Genomic DNA, 21,180 nt, shown 5'->3' with positions numbered 1-21,180 from the left:
ATGGCAACTATCCTTTTCGGATAGTTTTTTATTTTTTAGAATTTTATTTTTTAGCTTAAATAATATGACCTTGGTTTTTAATATTAAAAATGAGAGGGAGACATTATGAAGAAAAAAATATCAGCAGTAGTAGCAGTATCAATGATAGCTACTAATATTTCACCAGTGATTAATGCGTATGCAAATGAGGTAGTAAAAGACAACGTAAAACTTACAGAAGCAAAAGAAATACGTGAAGCTCAAATTAAAAAGTTTGATTTAAAGAGTTATTCAAATTTTGAAGAATATAACTCAAAATTTAGAGTAAACACAGATGAAATAAAAACAATCTCTAATAATGGAGGAAAATATGCTTCAAGTTCTATAGACAGGGCAATAGACAACAATCTATCAACTCATTGGGAAACAGGAAAGCCAAACAGCGAAATATTTAAAAATGAAGTTGTAATAGAGTTTAATAATTTAGAAACCATAGATAGAATAGCTTATGCTACAAGACAAGATGGTGCAAAAGGTAAAGGATTTCCGAATGCATTTGAAGTTTATTCATCAATTACAGGAAAAGATGAAGATTTTAAATTAGTATCAACAGGTAGTCATTCAACTACTGGAGATATGATGGAATTTAAATTTGATACCATAACTACTAAAAAAGTTAAATTTGTATTCAAAGAAGCAAATCAAGGATGGGCAAGTGCATCTGAATTTTGGTTTTATAAAGAAGATAAAATAATAGATAAATTAAGTCAAATATTTAAAGATGATAATATGAATCAAGTATCAGAAGAATTTAATACAATGGAAAAATTAAATGCTTTTGAAGAAGAAGCTAAAACTCATCCTTTATATAATAATTTTAGAGAAGATATAGAAAATGCAAAATTAATATTAGAAAATAGAGATGTTAATTTTGTAAATGCTAAAGTGTCACCATTTATAAACTTTGGAGATGTAAGATTACCTAAATATGATAGTTCATTTAAAGTATCATCAGATAAAATAGCAAGTATAACAACAAATGGTGGCCATTATGGATCAAGTAATATAGAAAAAGCTATAGATTCAGACGTAAATACATCTTGGCACTCAGGTAAACAAAATAGCGATACGCATACAAATGAAGTTATATTAACGTTAGATAAAGTAACTACATTAAATAGAATAGTATATACTGCACCTCAAAGTACATATAGAGGGTTTGCAGAAAGTTTTGATATATATGCATCAACTACATCAAAAGGGGATACTTTCAAACTAGTAAGTAGTGGGGTAGCATCAAAAACTAAAGACTCTGTAGAAATAAAGTTTAATCCAACAGAATTTAGAAGAGTTAAGTTTGTATTCAAAAAAGGATATGAAAACTGGGCATTAGCATCAGAGTTTGGTCTATATTACCAAGATGAAGTAAAAGACAAGGTAGAAGACTTATTTACAAACAATTTATATAATGAGTTAAAGAAAGAGTATAATTCTATAGAAGTTATAGAAAAGCTTGAAAAAGAAGCAAATAATCATCCTTTAAAAGATACTCTTATTGAAAAAATCAATATAGCAAAAGATATATTAAATAATAAACAGCAAACTATAAAGATTGTAGAAGCAGAGCAACATGGAAATATGGAAAAGCATGCACGAGAAACTTTAAAATTTGGATTTGGAAGTAATAATCAACCAACAGGTGTCTTAGCTAAGCCAGGAGATAAGTTAGTTGTATATGTAGAGGCAGAACAAGGTAAACCACTACCTAAAATCTTCTTCTCTCAACAAGAAGGTAGCTGGGCTAGTTGGGGAAGAACTGTTGATTTAAAACCAGGTAAAAATATAATAACTGTACCTAAGGTATCTCAGGAAGCGAATTATGGTCATAAGGTTGTATCAGGAGGGCCAGTATATTTAATAAATCCATATACTGAGCAAGAACAAGGAAAAGCTCCAATTATAAGGTTTGAAAGTGGAGCAGAATTATTCCCATACTTTGATGAAAACACTAATGAAAAAGAGTTCATAGGATTCTTAAAAGAGTATAAATCAAAGGTGGATGCCGATATTAAAGCAAATCCAGATGTAGCTAATAGACAAGTAATAGATACATTTGAGTTTAAAACAGAGCATATGTTTTTCACAGGTACAGCAAGTGGAGCTTATGAGGCTTATATTAATAAAGGGGTTAAGCCACTTGATACTATAAAGTCATGGAACAATTACATGAAAGTGCTATTTAAATATTATGGATTAGATGGAAATAATGAATATGATGATCCTAAATATATAAGAGAAAATATAAGACTTGCTCAACCTTGGGGATATATGTATGCAGCAGGGGATCATATAGGGGTTCAAGGTGATGTCATGACTAAATTATGTATACCATTTGAAGATAGAAATAGTTCTAACTGGGGTATAAGTCATGAGATTGGCCATAGAATGGATATGCAAAAAAGACTTTATGGTGAGTCAACTAATAATATGTTAGCTTTATACATGGATTATTATTATGATTTACAGCCAGGTAATTCTGTACCTTATGAAAAGATATACGAAAATGTAATGAGCGAAAATTCTAATGAGTTTGTAACTGGTGAATATTTTGAAAGAATCGCACCGTTTTGGCAGTTAGAATTATACTATCCTGGTTATTGGGCAGAATTTAATAGCTATTACAGAGAAAGAGATAAAGATATAACTATATTATCAGGAGATAAGCAAGAAGAAAGCAAAACTAAGCACATAGTAGAGTTTTCATCAGAGATACTAGGAGTAGATTTAAGTGAATACTTTGCTAGACATGGATTCCCTGTAACTGATGAAGTTAAATCTGAAATGGCCGCTAAGTATAAAAAACCTGATAAAAAACTTTGGTACTTAAATGATAAATTGGTTAAATATAATGGACAAGGTTTTGTAGATGGAGTACAAACTAAATTAAATTTAAGTAGTGAAAATGAAAAAATAAAATTAAAATTTAGTGTAACTGAAAATGGAAAAGATGACTTACTTGGATATGAAATACTTAAAAATGGAGAAGTAATAGGATTTACTGAAAAAGAATACTTTGTTGATGAAGCTAGTGATTTAACTAAAAATGATAAGTATACAGTTATAGCTTATGATAGAAGGTTAAATACTAATTCACCAGTTACTTTAAATTCACAAGGACCAAACTTAATAGTTAATCAAAATAATATAACAATTAAGTTAAATGAAGAGTTTAACCCATCAGATTACTTTACAGCTACTGATTATAACGGAAATAATATCAAGTCAGATGTAAAGATAATAAAAAATAATATAAATACTAATAAGCATGGAGAATATGATTTAGTATTAGAAGTTGAAAGTAATGGTTGCAAAATAATAGAAAATATAAAAGTAAATGTAGTAAGTAATTATGAATATTTATCTGATTTAGAAGTGGTTTCTTCAAAGGTAGGATATGGTAAGCTAGAAAAAGATAAATCACCAGATGGAAGAACTATAACTTTATTAAACAATGGAAACAACATTACATACAAAAAGGGTATAGGTGCTCATGCAAACTCTGAAGTTGTATATAATGTAGAAAATAAAGGATATGATTATTTTGAAAGTAACATAGGAATAGATCAATCTAGAAAAGGTAAAAATTCATCTGCAACATTTGAAGTATACGTAGATGGAGAAAAGAAATATAGTAGTAAAACATTTAAAGCTGATACAAATGTTGAACATATAAAAGTAGATATAAAGGGTGCTAAAGAAGTAAAACTTGTAACAACAGATGCTAATGATAGTAACTCTAATGATCATACAATATGGGGAGAAGCTAAATTTACTACTAATAACTCTAAGCCAAGCTTAACAATACCTGAATCAATAGCTACTAAAATTGGAGAACCTATAAATATAAATGAAGAATTTAGTGCTATTGATGTAGAAGATGGAGACATAACTAAAAAAGTAGAAGTAACTGGAGAAATTGATTTTAATAAATCAGGTAAATACATTCAAACATATAAGGTATCAGATAGTAATGGAAATGAAGTTACTAAAACTAGAGCTATATATGTTGTAAATATGGAAGATAGTGAATACTTAAGTGACTATAATTGGAAATCAGCAAATATTGGTTGGTCAAGTATAAAAAAAGACAAGGCAGTAAGTGGAAATGCTATAAGGCTTACAAATGTAGATAATAAAGAAGTATCATACCAAAAAGGTATAGGAACTCATGCAACATCAAATATTATTTATGATTTAACTGATATAGATGCATCATACTTTACTTCATATATTGGAGTAGATAGACAAATGTTTGGAACTGTTGGTTCTGTGGAATTTAAAGTACTATTAGATGGCAAGGAAGTTTATACTAGTGGTTTAATGAAATCAAAAGATGTCCAAAAGTATGTAGAAATTAACATTGCAGGATCTAAAGAACTAAAATTAGTTGTAACTGATGGTAACAATGGAATAGGTTCAGACCATGCTAACTGGGCAGATGCCAAACTTCACTTTGCAAAAGAAGGAACATCTAATGAAGTTGTTAATTAATAAAAAGCACATTAATGTAAAATAAAATTATCATATACCCTACGTCTGAGAATCAGACGTAGGGTATTTTAATATAAAAAATAAAAAAAACTATTGACTTGGAGTTAACACCAACTATTATACTGTCAATATAGCAACACAAAATATACAAAAAAAGGAGAATTTAAATGAGTTTAAATATTTTAAATAAAATCAACAATCCAAAAGATTTAAAAATACTATCGAGAGAAGAATTACATACATTATCAACAGAGATAAGAGATGTATTAATAAAAAGAGTAAGTACAACAGGTGGTCATTTTGGACCAAACTTAGGTATGGTAGAAGCAACTATAGCACTTCACTATGTGTTTAATTCACCAGTAGATAAGTTTGTATACGATGTATCTCATCAATCATATACACACAAAATATTAACTGGAAGAAAAGAAGCATTTACAAATCCTGAAAAGTTTAAAACTGTTACAGGATACACTGAACCTAAAGAAAGTGAACATGACTTCTTTACAGTAGGTCATACATCAACTTCAATAAGCTTAGCTTGTGGATTAGCAAAAGGAAGAGATGTAGTAGGTGGTAAGGAAAATATCGTTGCTATAATAGGTGATGGTTCTCTAAGTGGAGGAGAAGCTTACGAAGGATTAAACAATGCAGCAGCATCGGGAAAAAATATAATAATATTAGTAAATGACAATGATATGTCTATAGCCGAAAATCACGGAGGATTATACCAAAACTTAGCTTTACTTCGAGAAAGTGAAGGAAAGGCAGAGCATAACTTCTTTAAATCATTTGGATTTGACTATCACTTTGTTAAAGATGGAAATGATATTGATTCATTAATAGAAACTTTTAAAAAAGTTAAAGATACTGATCATCCAGTAGTAATTCATATGCACACTGTAAAAGGTAAAGGATATGATGATGCAGAAGTAAACAAAGAAGCATTCCACTGGGTAATGCCATTTGATTTAGAAACTAAAGCACCATTATTTAGTGGTGAATATGTTAAATCTTATGGAGATATAACAAGTGATTTCTTAGTAGAAAAAGCAAGAAAAGATAAAAGTATAGTAGGAATAACTGCAGCTACGCCAAATATAGTTGGATTAGCTGGACTTAGAAATGAGTTTAAAGATCAATATGTAGATGTTGGGATAGCTGAAGAACATGCAATAGCACTTGCATCAGGTATAGCTAAAAGAGGTGGGAAACCAGTAGCATCATTTATAAGTTCATTTATACAAAGAACTTATGATCAACTATCTCAAGACCTTGCAATAAATAATAACCCAGCAACTATATTAGTTAACTGGGGAGGGATAAGTGGTGGTGATGTAACTCACTTAGGATTATTTGATATACCTCTAATATCAAATATACCAAACATAGTATACTTAGCACCTACAACTAAAGAAGAACATATTGCTATGATGGAATGGGCTATAGAACAAGATAATCACCCTGTAGCTATACGTGTTCCGAATATGGAAGTTGTATCAACAGGAATTGAAGTTGAACCTAACTTTGATGAACTAGATAAATATGTAAAAGTTGAAGAAGGTAGCGAAGTAGCAATAATAGGGCTTGGCGCATTCTTCCACTTAGGTAAAAAGGTATCTAATAGATTAAAAGAAACTGGAATAAATGCTACATTAATAAACCCAAGATTTATAACAGGAGTAGATGAAGAGTTATTAAATGAATTACAAGATAACCATAAGGTAGTAATAACATTAGAAGATGGAATACTTAATGGTGGATTTGGTGAAAAAATATCAAGATTCTACTCAGATAAAAATATGAGGGTTTTAAACTTTGGTGCTGATAAAGAGTTTACTGATAGTGTAGCTTTAGAAGTATTATATGAGCGTTATCATTTAACTGAAGAGTTAATAGTAGCAGATATAGAAAAAGTACTTGAAGATATAAAAACTTTAGCTTAATAAAATATAATATAAAAAAGAGCTGATTTTGTTATAAATACAAATCAGCTCTTTTTATATTTATAGCAAAGCCGAATTATATTGTTTTTTACGCTTAAGGAATTTATGATACTTCAAAAACTGTGGATAAGTCATGAAGTATAGTCATGTCAACACGTTTGTGAAAGTAAAAAATGACATTTTTTAGCAACGGACGAAGTCGTTGCGACATGAGCGAAGCGAATTTTTTATTTATAAAATAATAAATAAAAATGGTTGACTTGGAGCGAACTCAAAGGACTAAGATATAAGTATAGAGTAAATAAAACAGGGGGTAGATAAATATGAGTAAAAATATATTAGTTTTATCAGGAAGTCCAAGAAAAGGGGGAAATTCTGATATACTTTGTAATCAGTTTGTAATGGGAGCAAAAGAATCTGGAAATAAAGTAGAAAAGATATTTATAAGTAATAAAAAAATAGGATACTGTACAGGATGTTATGCCTGTGAGAAAACTGGTAAATGTGCACAAAAAGATGAAATGGCTGATATATTAGAAAAAATGATTAAAGCAGATGTAATTGTAATGGCAACACCAGTGTATTTCTATTCACTAGATGCACAGATAAAAACGTTAATAGATAGAACCGTTGCAAGATATACAGAAATAAATAATAAAGAATTTTATTTTATAGCTACAGCAGCAGTAAATAGCAAAGCGGCACTTGAAAGAACCATAGAATGTTTTAGAGGATTTACTGATTGCCTAGAAGGAGCAAAGGAAAAAGGCGTTATATACGGAACAGGAGCTTGGGAAAAAGGCGATATAAAAAGTAGTGACGCAATGAAAGAAGCATATGAAATGGGGAAAAATATATAACATAAAAAAGCTAGTCAAATTAGACTAGCTTTTTTGTGTTATAAGCAATACTAATTTTCACATATAAAATTATTTAAAATTAAAATCTAAAAAAAAAGTTAGATTTATTTACAATAATTTATTTATATTGTATAAAATAAAAAAGAAATAATAATTAAATATTTAATTTTGATAGATATAAGATAATGTGCTTCGAATTAATAAACGAAGAATAAAATTTTAGAAATGATATCGGAGGAAAAGTAATGAAAATAACACAGGAAAATTTTATTCTAAGACTAAAGCAAAGAGATGAAAAAGCCCTAGAATATGTTATTGATAATTATGGATGGGTAATAAAAACTATCGTTAGGAAAAGTATGTATAACTTAGAAAGTCATCAGGAAGAATGCATAAATGATATATTGCTTGGTGTATGGAATAATATAGAAAGTTTTGATGAAAGTAGAAACACTTTTAAAAATTGGTTGGGCGGAATTTCAAAGTTTAAAAGTATTGATTATGTAAGAAAATATTCAAAGCATTTACAAAATCAAAATATAGATGATGTAGAAATAAAAGTAGAAGATAATACACATGAGAATCTCTTAGAAAATGAATTAAGTGATGATATAGAAAATATATTAAGCCATTTAAAAGAAAAAGATCGAGATTTATTTTTAAAACTATATGTGCAAGAAAAAGATATAGATACAATAAGTGAAGAAACAGGTATGCATAGAGATGTAATCTACAATAGAGTATCGAGAGGGAAAAGAAAGTTGAAAGATATATTCAAACTTGGAGGAAGGTAGTGTTAATATGAAAAATATATATGATGAGTTAAATAATATAGATATAAATTTAGATGAATATGAAAGAGAAGATTTTAATGATATAGAAAAGCAAATAATAAAAAGAAATTTTAAACAATCAATTAAAAAGAATATAAACTATAAAAAATATATAGCAGTAGCTTCAGTAGGTATAGTAAGTTTAGGTGTTTTATATAATACGTCTATTGGAGCATTTGCATATGAACAAATAACAGAAGTGGCATATAACATAAAACAAGCTTTAGGAATAAAAACAGATTTAACTAAATACTCAGATAATGTAAACCAATCAGTAACTAAAAATGGATTAACGGTAAGGGTCAAAGACGTATTACTTGATGGAAATGAATTATTAGTATATTTAGAGCATGAATATGATAAAGAGCTTAAAGCAAATGAAGATATAGAGTTAATATCAGAAAGGTTTTATGTAAATGGGGAAAAAGTAAGTAAAGGGGTATCAGGATATTCCACAATAAAAACTAAAAATAAAACAGAATTTGTTGCAGGATACAAATTACCAGATGATATTTCAATGGATGAGGATATAAATATAAAGATAAAAATAAATGATGCTTATAAATGGCTAGATAATGAACATGATAAATTTAAAAGAATATGGGGTCCATGGACATTTAAATTTAAAGTAAATGGAAGTAATTTAGTAAAAGATACTAAAGAGATTAAAATAAATAAAGATATTAAATTACAAAATGGGGTTGATTTATATATAAAAAGTTACAGACAAAATCCTGTAAATCAGACAATAACATTATCAGAGCCACAAGGAAATGAAAAGATAAAGTTAGATAATGGAAAAACTATTAATTTAAATGAAGCTGAACTTGTTTTAAAAGGAAAAGATGATTTAGGTAATAAACTTACTTTTAGCCTTAAAGGTGGAATGTATTACTCTACAGAAGCTAAGTATGAGTTTGATAAATCAAATGGACTATTTGATTTAAATGCTAAAACTCTAAAACTTTCTCCATATTTAAAAGTTAATACAGTTGAAGGGAATAATGAAGTTACAACATATAAAAAGATAGGAAGCGAGTTTGAAATACGTTTAAAATAAAATACAAATTAAAAAATGAAAGCTATAAGTATTGTAATTTGAAATATTTATAGCTTTTATTTTTTTAAAATAAAAATGATAGATATGACACAAATCAATACGAAGTAAAAAGTAGAAGAAAATAAAAATAAAAAATAAAAAAGTGATAGATATGATATAAAACTATTCGAAGTTATATATGAAAGAAAATAATAGGACTTATACATTAAATATTTAAACTAAAAAGGAGTTATATATGAAGCTTAAAGAAAAATTAAAAAACATTAAATTAACTAAGAAGAAAAAAATTATAATAGCTGTAACAATAGCAGTATTATCAATCGGAGGATTTAGTGCATATTCAACAATAAGTACTAATCACAAAGAACAGATTGAAAATGAAAATACATTTGGTATATATACTATACCAGGTAAAGAGAAAATATTTATGAGTGGAAAAGTAGAACCAGTAAATATTAAAAAGATATTTGTAGATGGTGAAAATGGAGAATTAGATAAAGTTATAGTGGGAAATGGAAAGTATGTAAGCAAAGGAACACCTTTATTTACTTGTAAAAACAAATCACAAATAAATGAAATAAGTAATTTAAATACACAGATATCTCAAAAGAAAAAAGAAAAACAAAGTGTAGTAGATGAGGAAAGTAAACAAGTAATAGAAATGGAAATAAAAGAATTAAATAAGCAAGTATCAAATTTAAATAAAACTGCTTATAGCACAGTATATGCACCATTTGCTGGTAAGGTATATATAAACGATAAAGCATTTGAAGGAGATAATACTCAACCAGTATTAACATTGCAGACGCAAGAGTTTTATATAAAAGCTCAAGTGAATGAAAGGGACTCTTACAAAATAAAATTAAATCAAATTGTTGAAGTAACTGCTTTAGCAACTAAGCAAACATATGATGGTAAAATATTTAATATAAATGATATACCTTTAGATGGTGACGAATTAAGTCAAGATTTTTCAAATGATAATGGAATGTCACAGTATAGTGTTGATATAAGTCTAGATAAACAAGATAACTTAAAAAGCGGATTACATGTTCAGCTAGTAGCTTTATATGGTAGTGAATATAGAAAAATTCCAAGTACAGCTGTATTAAAAGAAGGTAATAAAAATTATGTATTCAAATTAGATGGAACAGTTGTTACTAAAAAAGAAATAGTAGTAGTACAAGAAAAAGACGGTTACATGTTAGTTTCAAATGGAATTAAACAAAATGATAAAATTGTAGAGGATATAATAGACCGAAATATTTTGGATGGTCAAGAGATAAAACCAATAGGAAATGATCTAAATTAATAAGAAAGTGAGGCAGACATATTGAGTGAAAGTATAATAAAACTTAAAAATATAGAAAAAAACTACCCAGTAGGAAAAGATAAATTAAGTGTTTTAAAATCGATAAATATCAATATAAAAAAAGGTGAATTTTTAATGATTGTGGGGAAATCAGGTAGTGGTAAAACAACTTTATTAAATATACTTGGTTTTTTAGATAGGTTTAATGAGGGACAATATATATTTAAAGGCAAAGATGTAACAAATTTAAGTGAAAAAGAACGTTCAAGATTTAGAAATACAAACATAGGGTTTGTATTTCAACAATTTAATTTAATACAAACATTAGATATATATAAAAACATTGAACTACCTATGATATATAATGACAGATACGATAAAGAAGAAAAAGATAAAAGAATAAAAGAAAGCCTAAAAAGAGTAGGACTTATAGATAAAATAAATCAAAAACCTTTAGAACTTTCAGGAGGCCAACAACAACGTATAACAATAGCAAGAGCACTTGTAAATGATCCAGATATAATATTTGCAGATGAGCCAACAGGAGCATTAGATACACAAACAAGCGCAGATATAATGGAGCTTTTAAAAGAATTAAATAATGACGGAAAAACTATAATAATGGTTACGCATGACCCTGAACTTTTAAAGTATGCTACAAAAGTTATAAGGTTACATGACGGTGTAGTAGTCGAGGAGGAATAAGTATGGTAATCATAAATAATGCTATTGAGAATATAAAGTCAAATAAACTTAGAGTAGTTGTTGCAATGATATGGATAGTACTAGGAATTACATCTGTAATAGTTGTTTCTAGTATAGGAAATGGTATAAAAAAGCAGTCTTTAGATATGAAATTAAATCCTCAATTTAGGACATTAAGCTATGTATTTTACCCAGACTATGAAAGTACAATATCAAATCCAGCATTTTACGAGCCTTTTACACAGGACGATATAAATAAGATATCTAAAATGGAAGGTGTAGAAAGAGTAACACCTAAATATGGAGAAAACACAAGTAGTTCTATTTATGCACAGGTAAATTCAGAATATGATGAAGAGTTTACTAAAATAAATGAATATAAGGATGATACAAAACTTGATATAAGATATGGTAGAAAGTTTTCATTAGAAGACTTAGAAAGGAAAACTGTAATAATAGAATATGATACTGCATGGAACTTATTCAATTTTCATGCTGAAAGTGCAGTTGGAAAATCTGTAAATATAAATGGAGAGACATTTGAAGTTATAGGAGTACTAAAAAAACGAGAAGTCGACTTTAGTGATGAAAGTGAATCATATAGAAATCCAGAGATATATTTATCTAAATTAGGTATAGAAGAGCTAACACAAAAAGTACTTTCAGATTCATCTATAACTGGAATAGAAATCTTGGTACTTCCTGAATATGAAACATCAGAAATAAGCGACCAGATAAATAGCATGTTTGAAAAAACAAAGGATAAAGATTTTGGTTCATATGGTGGAGATGGTAATGGTTCGGAGCAAGAATGGAGTTTAACAGTTCTTCAAGGTTCTATAAGCCAATTTACTTCGATACTATCAAAAGTATCATTGTTTATAGGTGGTATAGGTATAATGAACATAATGTATATGTCAGTAGCAGAAAGAAAATCTGAGATAGGAATTAGAAGAGCAATAGGTGCTGAGCCTAAAGATATTTTGATACAGTTTGTAATAGAAACAATAGTTATAACAACTCTAGGTGGAATTATTGGAATGATTGTTGGAACATTTGCTGCAGATTATGCAAGTGGATATATTGGAATAAAAGCTATTCCAAGTATAGGTGTTTATTTAAAAGCATTTTCAGTTTCTATATTAACTGGTGCGATATTTGGATCTATACCTGCAATAAAGGCAGCTAAACTAGATCCTATAAAAGCAATACAAGGACAATAAAAATTAAAATAAGGAGACAATAAAAATGAACATAGAAATGAATAAAAAGAATAAGAAAGTAATAGGTATTATAACTATTGTAGCAGGTTTATTAATAGGAGGGTCTATAGTAGGCCATGGAATTATAAATGACGCAGAAAATGAGTATGTTAATGTATCTAGTCAAATAGATTATATAAATACATTAGCTAAAGAGAGATTAAATATATTAAAAGACTTAGAGGATAACATGAAAGGATATAAGTCAGCAAATATATTGTTAGAAGAATGCATAAAAAACTCAAATAAAATTAGTGAAAAAACAGATATAACATCTGAAGATATGAATAAAAGTATAGATACATTAAGTGATTTAAACATTAGTGTAGATAAATTATTAGATGAGTATGATAAAAATAGCGAGCTAAAAGAAGATGAACTGTTATCTAAAAAAATGGATGGCTTATTAGAATTAGATTATTTAATAGATGATCAAGTTAAAGAATTTAATACTAATAGTAGAAAGGATTTTAATGAAAGTATAATTAAGTTTCCAGCCAATATAATTTTAAAAACAAAGGGGTATGCTCCTGTTAAAAGCTTTAAAAATTAACAAAAGCTATGAGGAAATTTCTACTTATATAATTTATACTTAAAACAAAAACTAATATTAAATTTTACAAAAGGGACATATGTCCTTTTTATAAAATTTAATATTTGCTAAAATAAACTTAAATAGAAACGTATTCTAGGAGTAATTAAAATGCAAGATAAAAATGCAAAAGAATTTATAAAGAAAATACCTAATATTATAAAAGATAAATATAAAATAAGAATATTTGAAAAATCTAAAATAATAACTCTTAAAGGCAATAATATAGAAAAAATATACATAAGCCTAGTAGGAAAAATGCAAGTTAAAAATGAATTTGAAAATGGATTTATATATAATTTTGCAGAAGTTGAATCTATTGCATACATAGGTGTAATGGAAATTATGGCAGATGAGAAAAAATATTCGTCTACATTACAAACATCTACAGAGTGTACAATGATAGAAATGAAAGTAGACTACTTTGTAAGTTGGATAAAACAAGATCAAAATCTAGCATTAGATGTACTCAAATTCGTATCTTCTAGTATGTACAAACAATCATTAAACAACGGTGAAGTTTTAGCATATCCTGCGATATACTCACTTATAAACTACTTAATCGATACATATGAAAATGAGAATGAAGAAACTGTTTACATAAAAAAAAGCCGAGAAGAAATAGGTTCAATATTAGGCTTTTCTATAAGGACAATAAATAGGAATCTAAAAATTCTTAAAGAAGAAAATTTAGTTTGTGTTGATAGAAAATATATATCAATAAGCAGTGAACAATTTGAAAAACTTTCAAATAAGTTAAATTCAATTAAATAAAAAAGTCTTCCTTGAAGATTTTATAAGGTTGACTTTTTTGAAATACATACACGTAAATTATATCTATCCATAATTTTAATATGAGTATAATTTTCTATGTATTATAAAAATATAAATTATATAGGGAGAAAAATATGCAACCAGTACTAGATATTATAAAAAATAAAACACTAACTTACAGTCAACAAGTACTACAATTAGCAGGTCAAGCAGAGAGTACTTTAAATGTACTCAATATAGATGAAGAAACTAAACAGTTACTAGATAAAAATATAATATGTGGTATGTTTGAAGGTAATGCACCTTATAGACCAAGATACATAATACCTGATTATGAATTATTAATGAAAAATGGATGTAAATTTTTAGATCTAGATGCACCAACAGATATATGGGATGCAACTAATACATTATTAATATTTTATAAGCATGTTCCATCTATAACATCATATCCGGTATATCTTGGAAACCTAGATGAACTTTTAGAGCTTTTTGTAAAAGATGAAGATGAAGCTTATAAGGCTATTAAATTATTCTTAAAGCATATAGATAGAACGCTAACAGATTCTTTTGTTCATGCAAATATAGGACCAATAGATACAAAAGCTGGAAGACTTGTACTTAAGGCAATGGAAGAACTTCAATGTGCAGTACCAAACTTAACGGTAAGATATGACAAAGACTTAACTTCAAAGGAATTTACAAAGTTATGTGCAAGTACGGCCTTATCAACGGCTAAACCAAGTTTTGCAAATCATAAGATGGATGTTAAAGATTTTAATACAGAAAAGTACGCATTAGCAAGTTGTTATAATGGATTTATAATAGGTGGAGGAGGTTATACACTAGTTAGACTAGTTCTTAGCAAATTAGCTAAGGAATCAGACTCTGTTGAAGATTTTATAGAAAATAAATTACCTTATGCATCACTTAAGATGTTAGATTATATAGATGAAAGAGTAAGATTTTTACTTGAAGAAGCAGCATTTTTCAAGTCAAACTTCCTTGTATTAGAAGGATTTGTAAAACAAGAATTATTTAGTGGAATGTTTGGTGTAGTTGGACTTGCAGAAGCAGTAAACTATCTTTTAAATGCAACTAATCAACAAGATAGATTTGGATACTCAAAAGAAGCTAATGATTTAGGATTAAGAATAATAGAGAAGCTTAATTCTATTGTAACTTCATATAAATCAAAATATTCAACTGGCTTTAATTCAAATCATTTGCTACATGCACAAGTTGGAATAGATATAGATGAAGGAATATCACCAGGATGCAGAATACCAGTAGGTGAAGAACCTGAATTATTCAAACACATTTTACAATCAGCACCATATCATAAATACTTCTTCAATGGAATAGGTGATATATTTGTATTTGAAGATACTTATAAGGACAATTTAGAAGCTGTAGTAAATGTTATAGATGGTGCATTTAATAGTGGAATAAGATATATATCAATATATAGTGATAGCTGTGATGTAGTTCGTGTTACAGGGTATTTAGTAAAAAAATCAGAAGTAGCACAACTTGAAAGTGGAAATGCAGTAAAAAACAATGCAACAGTATTTGGTATGAATGCTAAAAATGGGGCAAAAGCATTTGACAGAAAGATTAGAGATTAGTTATGGCATTAGTTAATAAGATTATTCCATTTTCATGTATAGATGGGCCAGGAAATAGAACTGCTATATTTTTTCAAGGATGTAATTTTAAATGCACTTATTGTCACAACCCTGAAACTATAAACAAATGTATAAATTGTAAAAAATGCGTTTTGGTTTGCCCTGTTAAAGCTTTAGAAATAAAAGATGAAAAAGTAATTTGGAATGAAGATAAATGTGTACAATGTGATAATTGTATTAGGGAATGTAGTCATTTATCTACTCCTAAAACTAAAGATTTTAGTGTAGATGAGTTATTTAATCAAATAAAAGAAATAAGCCCTTTTATTCAAGGTATAACTGTAAGTGGTGGAGAATGTACCTTAAATGCTGACTTTTTAATAGATCTATTTAAAAAAGTAAAAGATGAGTTAGGACTTACTTGTTTTGTTGATACCAATGGGGGAATAGATTTATCGGAGTATAAAGAATTAGTAGATATAACTGATAAGTTTATGCTAGATGTAAAAAGTATAGACGAAGATGAGCATATTAAAGTTACAGGTACTAGTAATAATATAGTTTTAAAAAATTTAAAATATCTTTTAGATAATAACAAACTATATGAGGTTAGAACAGTTATAGCTCCAAATCTAGATAATGAAAAAACTGTTTTAGAAGTATCAAAAATTATTGAGGACAAATGTAAGTATAAATTTAATGCTTATAGAAAATATGGAGTAAGAAAAGAAGGAATTGATCTTCATGGAGAAGTAGGACCTAGTGAAGAAGAAATAAATAATTTAAGAAACTTATGTAAAAGATGTATCTAATTTCTAGATACATCTTTTTTGTAATAAATAAACTTTGCCCAGTTGCTTAAGATTATATCAATTAACTTTAGAGTCATAAGTTTTCAATATATCTTTAGCAATATCAACTTTTGTTAGTCTATTGTTCATAGCTTGCTTTTCTATGTATTTATGAGCTTCATTTTCACTCATATTTAAGTATTCTATTAAAATACATTTAGCTCTATCAATAAGCTTTATTTCTTGGATTTTATTTTTAAGCACATCATTTTCATTTTTTAAATTACTAATCCTATTATGAAAGGCGCTTACTAATTTTAAGGTCTGAAAAAACATTGCTTTACTTATGGGTTTTCCTATAACAAACACACCTGCATTTTCTACAATTTGTGAAATTTCATCTACTAAATCATTTTTTACTATAAGCAAAACACCACAAGATGTAGATTCAGTTATATTAAGAGCAAGTTCACTTCCAAACTCATCTGGTAAAGGTGTATTTATAATCACTAAATCAAATATATTATCAACTAAAGCTCTACTTGCTTCACAACAATTTCTAGATACAGATATTTTATAAGAGGCATTTGACTTTAGCATCTGGACTATATTTTCTTTAGCTTTGTCTGAATTTACTACTAATAAGATATTTTCCACTAAACCACCTCTTTACATAGTTTGGAAATACAACTTTTCTTCGATAGTTTCTTTATTCGAAGCGTATAAATATGCTTCAAATTCTTGATCTTTATAGTCTATATATTTTTTTAGTGTGTTAGGCGGAAGTACAGATTTAACAAAATTACTTTCTTTAGCTTTTTGTAGTGCATCTCTTAGATTTGTAGGCAATGAAGCTATATCTTTTAATTCTTCAAAAGAAGCAGCATATAAGTTTAGATTACAAGGATTAGTAAGCTTTAGGTTGTTTTTTATACCATCAAGTCCAGCATTTATTATAAGTGCAAATGCTATATATGGATTACAACATGGATCTGGAGAACGAAGCTCCATTCTACTATAAATTCCTTTAGCAGCAGGAATTCTTATAAGTTGAGATCTATTTTGACAAGACCAAGTAATATATTTAGGTGCTTCAAAGTATCCCAATCTATAATAAGAGTTTGTTAATGGATTTAAAAAAGCAGTTATTTCATCTATATGAGTTAATATACCAGCCATAAAACTTTGAGCAATACCATAGCTTTCTTTAATTTCTTTATCAAATATATTTATACCATTTTTAAATAATGATATATTAACATGAAGTCCACTTCCACTTTTATCTAAAATAGGTTTTGGCATAAATGATGCAAATAGACCGTGCCTATTAGCAACTGATTTTACAATAGATTTAAAGGTAATTAAATTATCAGCAGCATCTAAGGCATTGCTATACTTAAAGTCGATTTCATTTTGACCTGGCCCCTGTTCATGGTGTGAACTTTCTGGAATTATTCCCATTTCATCTAATGCTAAACAAATTTCACGACGTACATTTTCCCCTCTATCAAATGGACCTAAGTCAAAGTATCCAGCAAAATCATGGGGTATTTTAGTAGGGTAGCCCTTTTCATTTAGCTCAAATAAATAAAACTCACATTCAGGACCTATTTTGCAAACATATCCCATATCAGTAACTTTTTTTATTGCTTTTTTTAGGATATGTCGTCCATCACCTTCAAAAGGTGTTTTATCTGGATGTTTTATATCACAAAATAACCTAACAACTCTTCCTTGTTCTGGTCTCCAAGGAAGTATAGATAAAGTTGTTGGATCAGGGAATAAAAATAAATCAGATTCTTCAACATTCATAAAGCCTTTTAAAGCTGATGCATCAAACGATATTCCATGTTCAAAAGCACGAGGTAGCTCTTCTGATGTTATACAAATGTTTTTCTGACTTCCAAATATATCACAAAATGAAAGTTTTATAAATTTCACATCATTTTCTTTAGTAAAATCTAATACATCATTAATAATATTACTCATTTAATAATTCCTCCCAATTTTAGAAAAACATGCACCATTTAACGATATTTTAATATAATATATTATCAGCAAAGGCGCTGTAGATATTAAATCTACGGTGCCTTTTTTGCATTTTATTGATTTTTAAAAACTTATTATAATTATATAAATGGAGGTCGTTGTTTATGAATGATATCGTCCGTTGCTCAAAATGCATGGAAGAGTGCAGTTACATCAAAAATCATCTATAAATTTTTTAGATGGTTTAGTAATTTTAAGCAAAATAAACTTAATATATTTAATTATATAGATGATATACTGTATATTAGTAGTAATCAAAATAATATAGTTGGGGGAATTTTTATGTCTCAAATTACGAAAAAGGCATTTGCAGCATCATTAAAAAGGATGTTATCACAAAAGCCCTTAGATAAGATAAAGGTTATAGACATTACTGAGGATTGTGAAGTTAATCGTCAAACATTTTACTATCATTTTAAGGATATTTATGATTTGTTAGAGTGGATTTATACACATGAAGCTAGCAAAGCCTTAGATGGAAAAAAGACATATGACACTTGGCAGCAGGGGTTTAATCATATATTTAACTATATTTTAGAAAATAAATCATTTGCCTTAAATACTTTTAATTCTGTAAGTAGAGAGTACTTAGAAAGATATCTATATAATGAAACATATACGTTATTAATGGGAGTAATTGAGGAAAAATCAAAAGACATACCTATTAGAGAAAAAGATAAAATATTTATAGCAGACTTTTATAAATATGCTTTTGTAGGTATTTTGCTTGATTGGATAAAAAAAGGAATGAAAGAAAATCCAAAAGATATTATTGATAGATTAAATACATTAATTTATGGAAATATAGAAGAAGCTTTAGAAAGATATAGAACAGACAATTAATATATTAAAGTAAATACAAAAGGACAAACTAGACAAATGTTATTATATGTCTAGTTTTTTTACACTTTTAAGTGTATGGCTAAATATTTTACATAGCTACAATATTGTATATATAATAAAAAATCAAAACAGAATACTATGTTAATAAATAATAAAAAAACATAGGGGTTGATTTTTAATGTATTATAGCAATGGAAATTATGAAGCATTTGCACGTCCGCAAAAACCAGAAGGTGTAGATAGAAAGTCAGCATACTTAGTTGGAGCAGGGTTAGCATCTTTAGCTGCTGCATGTTTTTTAGTTCGTGATGGTCAAATGAAAGGTGAACATATCCATATACTAGAGGAGTTAGATATTGCTGGTGGAGCTTGTGATGGTATTAAAGATTTGCAAAAGGGATTTATAATACGTGGTGGTCGTGAAATGGAAAACCACTTTGAATGTTTATGGGATTTATTTAGATCAATACCTTCAATAGAAACAGAAGGAATTTCAGTACTGGATGAGTACTATTGGTTAAACAAAAAAGATCCAAATTATTCATTAATGAGAGCGACAGTTAACAGAGGAGAAGATGCTCATACTGATGGTAAATTTACATTAAGCGATAAAGCATCTATGGAGATAATACAGTTATTTATGTCTAGAAATGAATCATTATATGATAAGAAAATCAAAGATGTATTTACACAAGAATTCTTTGAATCAAACTTCTGGCTATACTGGAGAACTATGTTTGCGTTTGAAGATTGGCACAGTGCTTTAGAAATGAAGTTATATATACAAAGATTTATTCATCATATTGGTGGGCTTCCTGATTTCTCAACATTAAAATTCACTAAATATAATCAGTATGAATCATTAATTCTTCCAATGATTAAGTACTTAGAAGCTCATGGCGTTCATTTCCAATATAATACGATAGTTAATAATGTAATATTTGAAATAAATGATGATAAAAAAGTAGCTAAACAAATAGTTTGTACTCATAATGGAAAAGAAGAAACCATTGATTTAGTAGAAGATGATTTAGTATTTATTACAAATGGTAGTTGTACAGAAAACTCAACTCTTGGAGATGATAGTAATGCACCTGGTTTAAATACTTCAGAAGGTGCTTGTTGGAGACTATGGAGAAATATTGCAGCACAAGATCCAGCTTTTGGTAGACCAGATAAGTTTTGTACTAATATAGATCAAACTAACTGGGAATCAGCTACTATAACTACTTTAGATAATAGAATACCTCCATATATAGAAAAAGTATGTAAGCGTAATCCATTTAGTGGAAAAGTTGTTACAGGTGGAATTGTTACAGTTAAAGATTCATCTTGGTTAATGAGTTATACTTTAAATCGTCAACCACACTTTAAAGAACAAGCAGATAATCAACTTGTAGTATGGGTTTATGGATTATTTACAAATGTTGAAGGAGACTTTATTAAAAAGCCTATGAAAGAATGTAGTGGCAATGAAATCACTCAAGAGTGGCTATATCATTTAGGAGTTCCTGTTGAAGAAATACCTGATATGGCAAATTCAGCACATTGTATTCCTTGTATGATGCCATATATTACTTCATTTTTTATGCCAAGAACATCGGGAGATAGACCAAAGATTGTACCAGAAAATAGTGTAAACTTTGCATTTATTGGTCAATTCTCAGATACTGTTCGTGATACAGTATTTACAACAGAATATTCTGTAAGAACTGCTATGGAAGCTGTTTATACTTTGCTTAACGTTGATAGAGGAGTTCCTGAGGTATTTGCTTCTTGCTATGATATTAGAGTACTTTTAGATTCAACAGCGAAAATGCTAGATGGTAAGAAGCTTACAGATGTTAAATTACCAATGGCAACTAAGCTTAAGGTAAAATCTGCAATGAAAGAAATTTCAGGGACTATAATTGAAGAGTTATTAGAAAGATACAAATTAATATAAGATAAATTATCTATTAAGGGTTAAATTTAATAATATAGGTAACAAACAAA

Annotated in this window: 16 protein-coding genes; 14 read left to right on the top strand and 2 right to left on the bottom strand. The window is 28.1% G+C overall.

All coding sequences use genetic code 11. From position 1 onward, the window contains the following. The first annotated feature begins 105 nt into the window (after positions 1-105). From NWE74_RS02765 to NWE74_RS02710, 12 genes are all read left to right on the top strand, one after another. A complete protein-coding gene (locus NWE74_RS02765; protein WP_258241712.1) occupies positions 106-4,530 on the top strand; it encodes an NPCBM/NEW2 domain-containing protein in 4,425 nt (1,474 codons plus the stop codon). A 167-nt stretch (positions 4,531-4,697) separates the two neighbouring features. Beyond that, complete coding sequence (locus tag NWE74_RS02760; protein WP_258241711.1) at positions 4,698-6,476, top strand: 1-deoxy-D-xylulose-5-phosphate synthase; 1,779 nt, start codon at positions 4,698-4,700, stop codon at positions 6,474-6,476. Positions 6,477-6,799: 323 nt separating this feature from the next. Continuing rightward, complete coding sequence (locus NWE74_RS02755; protein WP_258241710.1) at positions 6,800-7,336, top strand: flavodoxin family protein; 537 nt, start codon at positions 6,800-6,802, stop codon at positions 7,334-7,336. Positions 7,337-7,581: 245 nt separating this feature from the next. Further along, the gene (locus NWE74_RS02750; protein WP_258241709.1) at positions 7,582-8,130 is read left to right on the top strand and encodes a sigma-70 family RNA polymerase sigma factor; all 549 of its coding nucleotides are present in this window, start codon (positions 7,582-7,584) and stop codon (positions 8,128-8,130) included. Between the two features lie 7 nt (positions 8,131-8,137). Further along, positions 8,138-9,229: a DUF4179 domain-containing protein gene (locus NWE74_RS02745; protein WP_258241708.1), complete on the top strand. Its 1,092-nt coding sequence runs from the start codon at positions 8,138-8,140 to the stop codon at positions 9,227-9,229. A 235-nt stretch (positions 9,230-9,464) separates the two neighbouring features. Next, a complete protein-coding gene (locus NWE74_RS02740) occupies positions 9,465-10,541 on the top strand; it encodes an efflux RND transporter periplasmic adaptor subunit (RefSeq protein WP_258241707.1) in 1,077 nt (358 codons plus the stop codon). 21 nt (positions 10,542-10,562) lie between these two features. Beyond that, positions 10,563-11,246, top strand: coding sequence for an ABC transporter ATP-binding protein (locus NWE74_RS02735; protein WP_258241706.1), 684 nt, complete (start codon positions 10,563-10,565; stop codon positions 11,244-11,246). Between the two features lie 2 nt (positions 11,247-11,248). Beyond that, on the top strand, positions 11,249-12,469 hold the full coding sequence (locus NWE74_RS02730; protein WP_258241705.1) for an ABC transporter permease: 1,221 nt from the start codon (positions 11,249-11,251) through the stop codon (positions 12,467-12,469). A gap of 25 nt (positions 12,470-12,494) precedes the next feature. Further along, on the top strand, positions 12,495-13,061 hold the full coding sequence (locus NWE74_RS02725) for a LemA family protein (protein ID WP_258241704.1): 567 nt from the start codon (positions 12,495-12,497) through the stop codon (positions 13,059-13,061). A gap of 150 nt (positions 13,062-13,211) precedes the next feature. Next, entirely contained in the window at positions 13,212-13,874 is a 663-nt protein-coding gene (locus NWE74_RS02720) for a Crp/Fnr family transcriptional regulator (RefSeq protein WP_258241703.1), read from the top strand. A 134-nt stretch (positions 13,875-14,008) separates the two neighbouring features. Further along, a complete protein-coding gene (locus NWE74_RS02715) occupies positions 14,009-15,502 on the top strand; it encodes a YjjI family glycine radical enzyme (RefSeq protein WP_258241702.1) in 1,494 nt (497 codons plus the stop codon). 2 nt (positions 15,503-15,504) lie between these two features. Further along, positions 15,505-16,314 (top strand): YjjW family glycine radical enzyme activase, encoded by an 810-nt coding sequence (locus tag NWE74_RS02710; RefSeq protein ID WP_258241701.1) that lies wholly within the window; start codon positions 15,505-15,507, stop codon positions 16,312-16,314. A 57-nt stretch (positions 16,315-16,371) separates the two neighbouring features. Here NWE74_RS02710 and NWE74_RS02705 read toward each other — a convergent pair whose 3' ends face one another. Together NWE74_RS02705 and glnA are read right to left on the bottom strand one after the other, a co-directional pair. Next, on the bottom strand, positions 16,372-16,950 hold the full coding sequence (locus NWE74_RS02705; RefSeq protein ID WP_258241700.1) for an ANTAR domain-containing response regulator: 579 nt from the start codon (positions 16,948-16,950) through the stop codon (positions 16,372-16,374). Positions 16,951-16,962: 12 nt separating this feature from the next. Next, on the bottom strand, positions 16,963-18,282 hold the full coding sequence (gene glnA, locus NWE74_RS02700) for a type I glutamate--ammonia ligase (RefSeq protein ID WP_258241699.1): 1,320 nt from the start codon (positions 18,280-18,282) through the stop codon (positions 16,963-16,965). A 168-nt stretch (positions 18,283-18,450) separates the two neighbouring features. Between glnA and NWE74_RS02695 the strand changes: the two genes are divergently transcribed. Both NWE74_RS02695 and NWE74_RS02690 read left to right on the top strand, forming a co-directional pair. Further along, positions 18,451-19,185 (top strand): TetR-like C-terminal domain-containing protein, encoded by a 735-nt coding sequence (locus NWE74_RS02695; protein ID WP_330666275.1) that lies wholly within the window; start codon positions 18,451-18,453, stop codon positions 19,183-19,185. Positions 19,186-19,363: 178 nt separating this feature from the next. After that, positions 19,364-21,130: an oleate hydratase gene (locus NWE74_RS02690; RefSeq protein ID WP_258241698.1), complete on the top strand. Its 1,767-nt coding sequence runs from the start codon at positions 19,364-19,366 to the stop codon at positions 21,128-21,130. Positions 21,131-21,180 lie beyond the last annotated feature (50 nt).

Source organism: Romboutsia lituseburensis, from assembly GCF_024723825.1.
Classification (GTDB): Bacteria; Bacillota; Clostridia; order Peptostreptococcales; family Peptostreptococcaceae; genus Romboutsia_F; species Romboutsia_F lituseburensis_A.
Note: the sequence above shows the minus strand (reverse complement) of the source record. Positions and strands in the feature narration are given on the sequence as shown.